Source organism: Lamprobacter sp., from assembly GCF_034860625.1.
Lineage (GTDB): Bacteria > Pseudomonadota > Gammaproteobacteria > Chromatiales > Chromatiaceae > Lamprobacter.
This window is the reverse complement of the sequence record NZ_JAYESN010000169.1, coordinates 1-7,197: the sequence shown is the minus strand read 5'-3', so window position 1 is coordinate 7,197 and position 7,197 is coordinate 1. Positions and strand designations below refer to the sequence as shown.

General features: G+C 59.8%; 7 protein-coding genes. 5 read left to right on the top strand and 2 right to left on the bottom strand.

The features are described from left to right. The first annotated feature begins 304 nt into the window (after window positions 1-304). Both VBE63_RS22810 and VBE63_RS22805 read left to right on the top strand, forming a co-directional pair. Window positions 305-727, top strand: a complete 423-nt coding sequence (locus tag VBE63_RS22810; protein WP_323685310.1) for a putative toxin-antitoxin system toxin component, PIN family — start codon at window positions 305-307, stop codon at window positions 725-727. Then, window positions 724-957 (top strand): toxin-antitoxin system HicB family antitoxin, encoded by a 234-nt coding sequence (locus VBE63_RS22805; RefSeq protein WP_323685309.1) that lies wholly within the window; start codon window positions 724-726, stop codon window positions 955-957. The genes VBE63_RS22810 and VBE63_RS22805 overlap by 4 nt, the downstream gene beginning before the upstream one ends. A 319-nt stretch (window positions 958-1,276) precedes the next feature. On the opposite strand, the gene VBE63_RS22800 is transcribed toward VBE63_RS22805, so the two are convergent. Continuing rightward, window positions 1,277-2,101, bottom strand: a complete 825-nt coding sequence (locus VBE63_RS22800) for a hypothetical protein (RefSeq protein WP_323685308.1) — start codon at window positions 2,099-2,101, stop codon at window positions 1,277-1,279. A gap of 624 nt (window positions 2,102-2,725) precedes the next feature. Between VBE63_RS22800 and VBE63_RS22795 the strand changes: the two genes are divergently transcribed. Next, complete coding sequence (locus VBE63_RS22795) at window positions 2,726-3,133, top strand: hypothetical protein (protein WP_323685307.1); 408 nt, start codon at window positions 2,726-2,728, stop codon at window positions 3,131-3,133. Between the two features lie 1,142 nt (window positions 3,134-4,275). Here the strand turns inward: VBE63_RS22795 and VBE63_RS22790 are convergent. After that, window positions 4,276-4,746: a hypothetical protein gene (locus VBE63_RS22790; protein WP_323685306.1), complete on the bottom strand. Its 471-nt coding sequence runs from the start codon at window positions 4,744-4,746 to the stop codon at window positions 4,276-4,278. 128 nt (window positions 4,747-4,874) lie between these two features. On the opposite strand from VBE63_RS22790, the gene istA reads away from it, so the two are divergent. Together istA and istB are read left to right on the top strand one after the other, a co-directional pair. After that, on the top strand, window positions 4,875-6,383 hold the full coding sequence (gene istA, locus VBE63_RS22785) for an IS21 family transposase (protein ID WP_323685305.1): 1,509 nt from the start codon (window positions 4,875-4,877) through the stop codon (window positions 6,381-6,383). Then, the gene (gene istB / locus VBE63_RS22780) at window positions 6,380-7,171 is read left to right on the top strand and encodes an IS21-like element helper ATPase IstB (protein ID WP_323685304.1); all 792 of its coding nucleotides are present in this window, start codon (window positions 6,380-6,382) and stop codon (window positions 7,169-7,171) included. The genes istA and istB overlap by 4 nt, the downstream gene beginning before the upstream one ends. Window positions 7,172-7,197: the final 26 nt, after the last annotated feature.

Here is a 7,197-nt window from a genome sequence, read left to right as displayed (position 1 = left end):
GGAGGAACAGGGAAGGAACAGGGACAGGCACACGGCAATGCGGTAGCCTCATCCCCAGGCGAGCAGGGCTATTCTAAGCAAGCACTAAGCAAGCAAAGCGGACAGGCACGTTAAATCTGCCTATCGCCCTTTGTTGCGCCGTCCCTTCAGCGCCGACTTTTACATCCGCACAGCAACGGCATGAATAGCCATCATTCCGGGTGGCCTTCCTGTGCACAAAAAGCGCGGAAGGTAAGCGAGGTGGGTGGCTGATGAAAGGCTTGGGTTCGCCGGATGCTGGGTTTGTAGTTATACTGGTGCAACCATGAGAATCGTTATAGACACATCAGTCTTGGTTGCCGCAGCCCGTTCGCGGCAAGGTGCCAGCTTTGCTTTGGTGAGCAGTCTTCCAGATCCGCGGTTTGAAGTCGCCTTGTCGGTGGGGCTCTATACCGAATGGCAGGCTGTGCTGACGCGGCCCGAGCACCTGCCGCCTGGACTCCAGGTTGAGGATGTCTTGGCTTACCTGCGCTATCTGACGTCCATCGCCCATCTGCAGGATGTGTATTACCTGTGGCGTCCATTTTTGCGCGATCCAGATGACGACATGGTGCTGGAGTGTGCCGTGGCTTCGGGTAGCCAGTATCTGGTTACCCATAATATCCGCGACTTTCAGCGGATCGGCGAACTGAGGGTCACCCCAATCACGCCGGCGTATTTTTTAGCCTTGTTGAGGAGTTCATCATGACTGCACTGACCGTACGCTTGCCAAATTCTGTGCATGCCAAGATTCGCGAATTGGCGGCGCGGGATGAAATTTCGGTGAATCAGTTCATCGCTAGCGCTGCCGCAGAAAAGCTGGCATCCATGCTGACGCTGGACTATTTGCGTCAGGAAGCAACTCAAGGCCATCGGCTGGACTTCGAGCGTTACCTGAATGCCGTACCGGATGTTCCGGATGAGGCCGACAAGAATTGACGGGTTTCTTTTTGTTGCGCCAGGCATGGCGCGTAGCGCATTGACGGGCGCTGTTCCAGACAGACAGACAAAGGGGCGAAGGTGGAGGACAGGCACCTCGGCTGTTGAGGACAGGCACCTCGGCTGTTGGTTGCCTCGGCTGTTGAGCGCCGTCCAGCGCTTGGAGTTTTTTACATATTACATAAAAGCCTTTGCACGCAGCGCTTTGCTAGCTGTGGCGCACTGGTACGGCCTTGCATTTTCCGTTTTTGAGACCTGCCGCGCAGGGCGGATGCCGCCGAGCAATAGCCGCAGCAGGGAGAGCATGTTGCTGAAAAGCTCAGGCCGCCCGCGGTCGGCCGAGGTTTTGTCGTCGTCTGAACTGCGCCTCAAAATCGGTCGCCTGCGCAAGCCAGACCAGGCCTTCAATCCCTAGCCGCTGCAGTATTGGAGGTTGGATTGGTGCGATGGCGCCGCGCTTGCCCTGGCGCGCCACACGCCCTGTGGCGTCTACCAGTTCCAGATAATCCACGAAGGCGAAGGGTAGGTTGCCCCCAGCGGCGAACGCTGGCTGATCATTGAACGCCAGCAACGGCCTCAATGGCACATCAAAGCGCCGCAGCGCGCCCTCCTCCAATTGCGCGCCGACCGCGGCGCCTTGGTCAAACGTTGGCTTTACTCGCTCCTTGATCGACGTATGCTCGGAGGTTTCTGGCGTCGCCGCCATGCCCGCGCGCACCGGATTCAGGTCCACGTAGGCCATACAGCTCAGCAGGGCCGCTTCACTGAGCAGTGCCTGCGACTTGTAGCGCCCTTCCCAGAAGTGCCCGGTACAGTTGTCCTCCTGGTTGGCACGCCGTGCGATCGGCTCGTTCAAGCATTTCATGAACCAGCTCAGGCTGCGCAGGCGGTTGCGATAATCGGCCGCGAGCTCAGTCAGCTCCGCGGCGTCGTGCTCTGCGAGCTGCTGCCCATTCGTGTAGCGCTGCAGCGCAGGTGAGCCTTTGTACAGGCAGGACCAGCGCTGCAAAATCTCACTTTCGGAGACCGCCTGCAACTGCTCTGGCACCAGCTTGACCACGATGTGGTAATGGTTGGACATTACGGCATAGGCCGCGACTTCGACCGCGAACAAGGATGCGAGGAGACGGATTCTATCCTCCACCCACTGTCGCCGGTGCTCATAACTCTGGCCCGACTCGCGGTCTTCGCCACACAGAAACGCCCGGCGCACACAGCGCGACACCGCATGATAGTAAGGCGTATCGGCAAGCGAGATTTGTTCTGAGCGTGGTCGCGCCATCGTCGGGGCCGTACCTCCCTGTAGCAGCCGGTTCCGGTCACAGCGCTGTAGAGGACTCCATTCCCCGTGCGCCAGCAAACTACCTAAAGCCTGCCACCGAGTGCGGCTTCACGCAAGTACATGAGTACAACGTCGGCGAAGTGGGCACATTTGGCAGCAGAGGTGGCAGCAGCAGAGGAGCAGCAGCAGCAGCAGAGGGACAGGCACCTGTGCGCCGAGCGAAGCTCAGGCGCAGAGGATGTTAAACGACAAGGACGTCGATTAGCGGAAACTGCGCATTGGTTTCCCGTGGGTGAGAGTCCCACCCGGGCAAGGCTGGTCACCACCCGGAAGCGAGTCTTGGGTCGTCAGCGAGTCTTGAAGCATCTGCTGATTCCACGAATTTGCGGATTATCTTCGGAATCGCACGAGCGTGGTCGGAAATGATGTTCCCTTTTCTGCGGTGGCCAGACACACTTGGCAAGCAGTGCATTCAGGACTACGCTCATGGAATCCATGCAATTCGACTCCCTGCGCTACGAGCGCCAGCTGCGCGACGCCGGCGTACCGGAGGCACAGGCGGAGGTTCACGCGAACACGATGGCAGACGCCTTCGGCTTCTGGGCCCGGAACATTGTCACGAAGGATTACCTCGACGCAAAGCTCGAGGGCTTGGCGGCGTCCATTGAGTTGCGGATGGCTGAACGTTTCGCAGAGCAGGAAGTAAGGTTCGAAAAACGTTTCTCCGCCATCGACGAACGTTTCTCCACCATCGACCAGCGTTTCGTTGAACAGGATCTCAAATTCGAGAAGCGCTTCCACCGCATCAACCTGCAGTTCTACATTCTGATGGCTATCGTGCTGGTCAACTCCTTTGGCGGGGCAGAACGCCTGCTGCGGTTGCTACCGCTGTGAGGAGAGTGACAGGCTCTCTGCACCGTCCACCAGCGGTGAGTTGCAGAGTTGGTGCAACTGTTGCGACAACTAGTGTAACTCTACTCTCCACACGCTGAACTGTGCCAAGCGCACAACTTCCCCGATAATACACGGAGCAGCGCCTAGGGTAGCTCCCGAACGTCCGCTTCCCCACAAAAACACCACAAAAACAGAGGGACAGGCACCTCACTCTCTGATCTGATATCTTCGCTCCATGCTCGCCCACCAGATCCTCACAGCCGCTGACCTCGCAGAGCACCTCGGTGTCGAGGCGTCGGCCAAAACATGGGAACAGAGGAGGCACAGCACAGCAGAGGGACAGGCACAAGCCAGCAAAGGCAGCAAAGGGACAGGCACAGCCTGAAGGCTGTGCCACGCGCGTCACCTGGCCGATACTCACCCTGCAGCGCCTAGGCGGATCACCGAGCGCCCGCGTCCCTGGCGGGCTGGTGCTGCTCTTTTTGTCAGGGTGGTGCCGCAGGGAGGTGCTGATGCCGGAACGAAAGTTGTTTGTCCCGTCCGCAAACCAGGTACGTCGGACGCTGCGGTGCGCGATTCCGTTCCCCGACAAAGATGAGCTCGAAACAGAACAGAGGGACAGGCAGTCGGCAATGCAGGGAGTAGTGGGACAGACACTGTGATCCCTGTGATCCAAAAAAAATCCCAGATACCCCACCACAACGCAGTCAAGCCTGCTTTTTTCGCTGACCACGCGCGCAAGATCGCCAAAATGGCAGGCCTAAGGCCCAACGGCAAGGCCGAAATACACAAGCAAAGTGAGGATTGCCAAGCGCTGGACACGGCAAGGCGGCACCGGCGAGAAGTGTCGCGGCGCTAGGGTTCCTGTTGCGATGGCGGTAGTACGGCGACGTCGCCCAGTGGTAACTCGAGTGCAGGCTGTGCAACCAACCTTCCCTGACGAGCGTGAGTGGCGCCAGGAAAGGACCGAGAGGAGGAAACCAGCAAATTTGCACCTCTGCGCCCGCGGTGAATCCGCCCATGGGGCGGAATTCCCACGGCCGATGATTCCGAGATTTACGTCGCTTGATGCCGGAATTTACGGGCCCTGCCGGATATCAAACCGTCGGTGAACGTGGATATCTGCCGACGTTTTGATCGCTTCAAGCCTGGTTATGCGCTTGCTGCCACGCGATGTATTCCGAGCGCCGCAGTCGATATCGTGCGACGCTGCCTTCATGCAACTGTTGCAATGCTTCCGTCAGAATCTCCCTGAAGGCGGCCTGGTCGGCTTCTGCGGCGTGAGCCTGTGCGACTTCGGCGATGGCCTCAGGACTGGGTTGCCGCAGCCCCTTGACCACCGTCTGAACGGCCTGGATCAACGCTTCCCGGTACTTGATCTTCAGCGGGTCGGGCTCAACCGTGGTTTGCGCGATGGCCAGATAGCGCTGGCAGGAGCGCTCATAGGCCCATACGAATACATCGCGCAGCAGCTCGACCTGGTTGAACTCATAAACGCCCAAGGTTCCTTCGATGTAGGCCCGCTCGGGCACATCGATGAAGGACAGCGGACAGAGGTTGTGCTTGAAGAGCGGAATATTGGCGCCGATGCGCGAGACGCTGTAGAGCGACAATTACCGTGACCGGTCAGCGACAACTAAGATGGCCGGTTCAGCCCCTGCACTGACGCGAGTTCTGTCAGTGTAGTGCTGGCCCGCGATGGGCGACACTCCCCAGCTTCGAGACCAATCGGAGCAAGGATGTGCCAGGAAAACCCATCACGGACCAGCAAAGGCGAACATACATGAATCAGCGCAAGAATCGCACTCAAGAAACATCCGCAGCACGTGCCGGCATCAGCGAGCGAACCGCTCGCAGAATCGAGAAAGGAGAGTCGGGTGCGCCGCGGCAAGCACGCCATTGGCGCACCCGGTCTGACCCGCTGGAGGAGGTCTGGAGCGAGGTCATCGAGCCGCTGCTGGCGAACGAGCCGGGGCTCAAACCGATCACGCTCCTTGAGCACCTGGAGGCGACGCAGCCTGATATTGATTGGCGACCGTGTCGACGCACGCTGGAGCGCCGCGTGCGCCGTTGGCGTGCGGAGCAAGGCCCGGAACAACCCGTGATGTTTCCTCAGCATCATGACCCGGGGCGTATGGGCCTGTCGGATTTTACAGACGCAAGTGATCTTGATGTTCGCGTTGCTGGCTCCCCCTTGCCGCATCGGCTGTATCACTTCACGTTGGCGTGTTCACGCTGGCAGCACGCAGAGGTGGTCCTGGGCGGCGAGAGCTTTGTCGCGCTGGCGGAAGGTCTACAGAATGCGCTGTGGGCGCTTGGCGGAGCACCCGAGATCCACCGCACGGACTCTTTGTCTGCCGCCTATCGGAACCTCAATACCGAAACGGCAGAGGACCTTACCGCGCGCTACCATGATCTGTGCCGCGACTACGGGATGTCACCGAGCCGGAACAACCGGGGTGAGGGTCACGAGAACGGTGCGGTTGAATCTGCACACGGTCATCTGAAGACCGCGCTGTCACAGGCGTTGTTACTGCGTGGCAGTCGTGACTTCGAAGATCTCGCTGCCTACAGGCGCTTCGTCGCCGAGCTGGTGGGGCGGAGAAACGCGCGCAGACGCGCTGAGCTTGATGCAGAACTGCAGTACCTCCAGCCGCTGCCCGAGCGGCGGACCGACGCCTTTGAGGAGGTGGTCGTCACTGTCACATCGTCCAGCGCCTTCACGCTGCGGCGCGTGTTCTACACGGTGCCTTCACGGCTGATCGGGCATCGGCTGAAGGTGCGGTTGTTTGATGACCGGCTGGAGTGCTTTCTGGGTACGCAACACCTGCTGACGCTGGAACGCTCGCGCAGCGACAGCAGCGGGCGGCGGTGCCACGTTATCGACTACCGGCATATCATCCACAGCCTCAAACGCAAGCCTATGGCGCTGGCAAATCTGAGCTACCGGGACGCACTGCTCCCCGGTGACAGCTGGCGGCGCACCTGGGATGCGTTGGTGGCAACGGCGGATATGGCTACCGCCTGCAAGACCATGGTAGGACTCCTGGCGTTGGCCCACGAGCAGGCCTGTGAGCGCGCGCTGGATGCTATTTTGCAGCAGTGTCTTGACGATGCACAGGTGCCGGACCTCAGTGCCCTGCAGGCGCGTTTTACGCCTGCATCAGGGCCGCCGCCCGGCGTTGATGTTGAGCTGCCTGCCGCCTCGGTCTACGACCATCTGCTGCCTACACAGGGAGCATGGGCATGAGCGCCGCCGATGCAGCCCGGATACCGCAGTTGCTCACTGCGCTGCGACTACCAACGATCAAGCGCCTGTGGCCTGACATTGCCGAGCAGTGCGACAAGGAGGGCTGGCCGGCGGCTCGCCTTCTGGCAACACTGGTTGAACTGGAAGTGGCTGACCGTTCGCAGCGACGCATTGCTCGCCACATGGAGCAAGCCAAGCTCCCGGCCGGGAAGCATCTGGATAGCTTCGACTTCTCTGCCGTACCCATGATCAGCCGAGCGCACTTGCAGGCATTGGCATCCGGTGATCGCTGGTTGGTCAGTGGTCAGAATCTGCTCATGTTCGGACCACCTGGATCAGGCAAGACGCACCTGGCTGCCGCTCTTGGTCGTGAACTGGTGGAACAGGGTTACCGCGTGTTGTTCACGCGCACCACCGATCTCGTCCAGCGCCTGCAAGCTGCAAGACAGGAGCTCACACTGCCAAGTGCGCTGGAGAAGCTCGATAAGTTCGATCTGCTCATCCTCGATGATCTGTCCTACGTGGAAAAGGATCAGGCAGAAACCAGCGTGCTCTTCGAACTGATCTCCACCCGCTATGAACGCCGATCAATGCTCGTCACTGCGAACCAGCCGTTCGGGCAATGGGACAAGATCTTCCCCGATCCCTCGATGACGGTCGCGGCTATCGATCGATTGGTTCACCACTCGGTCATCTTCGAGATGAACGTCGAGAGCTACCGCCGCCGTGGCGCATTGGCAAAGACAACCAGCAAAGCTAAGGAGGTGATCGAACAGACAGCAGACTAGCAATCACGCCCATCGCGGCACCGGCC

Coding starts and splice junctions, on each gene's coding strand:
- VBE63_RS22795 (WP_323685307.1), top strand. CDS start 2,726: ATGGAATCCATGCAATTCGACTCCCTGCGCTACGAGCGCCAGCTGCGC.
- istB (WP_323685304.1), top strand. CDS start 6,380: ATGAGCGCCGCCGATGCAGCCCGGATACCGCAGTTGCTCACTGCGCTG.
- VBE63_RS22805 (WP_323685309.1), top strand. CDS start 724: ATGACTGCACTGACCGTACGCTTGCCAAATTCTGTGCATGCCAAGATT.
- VBE63_RS22810 (WP_323685310.1), top strand. CDS start 305: ATGAGAATCGTTATAGACACATCAGTCTTGGTTGCCGCAGCCCGTTCG.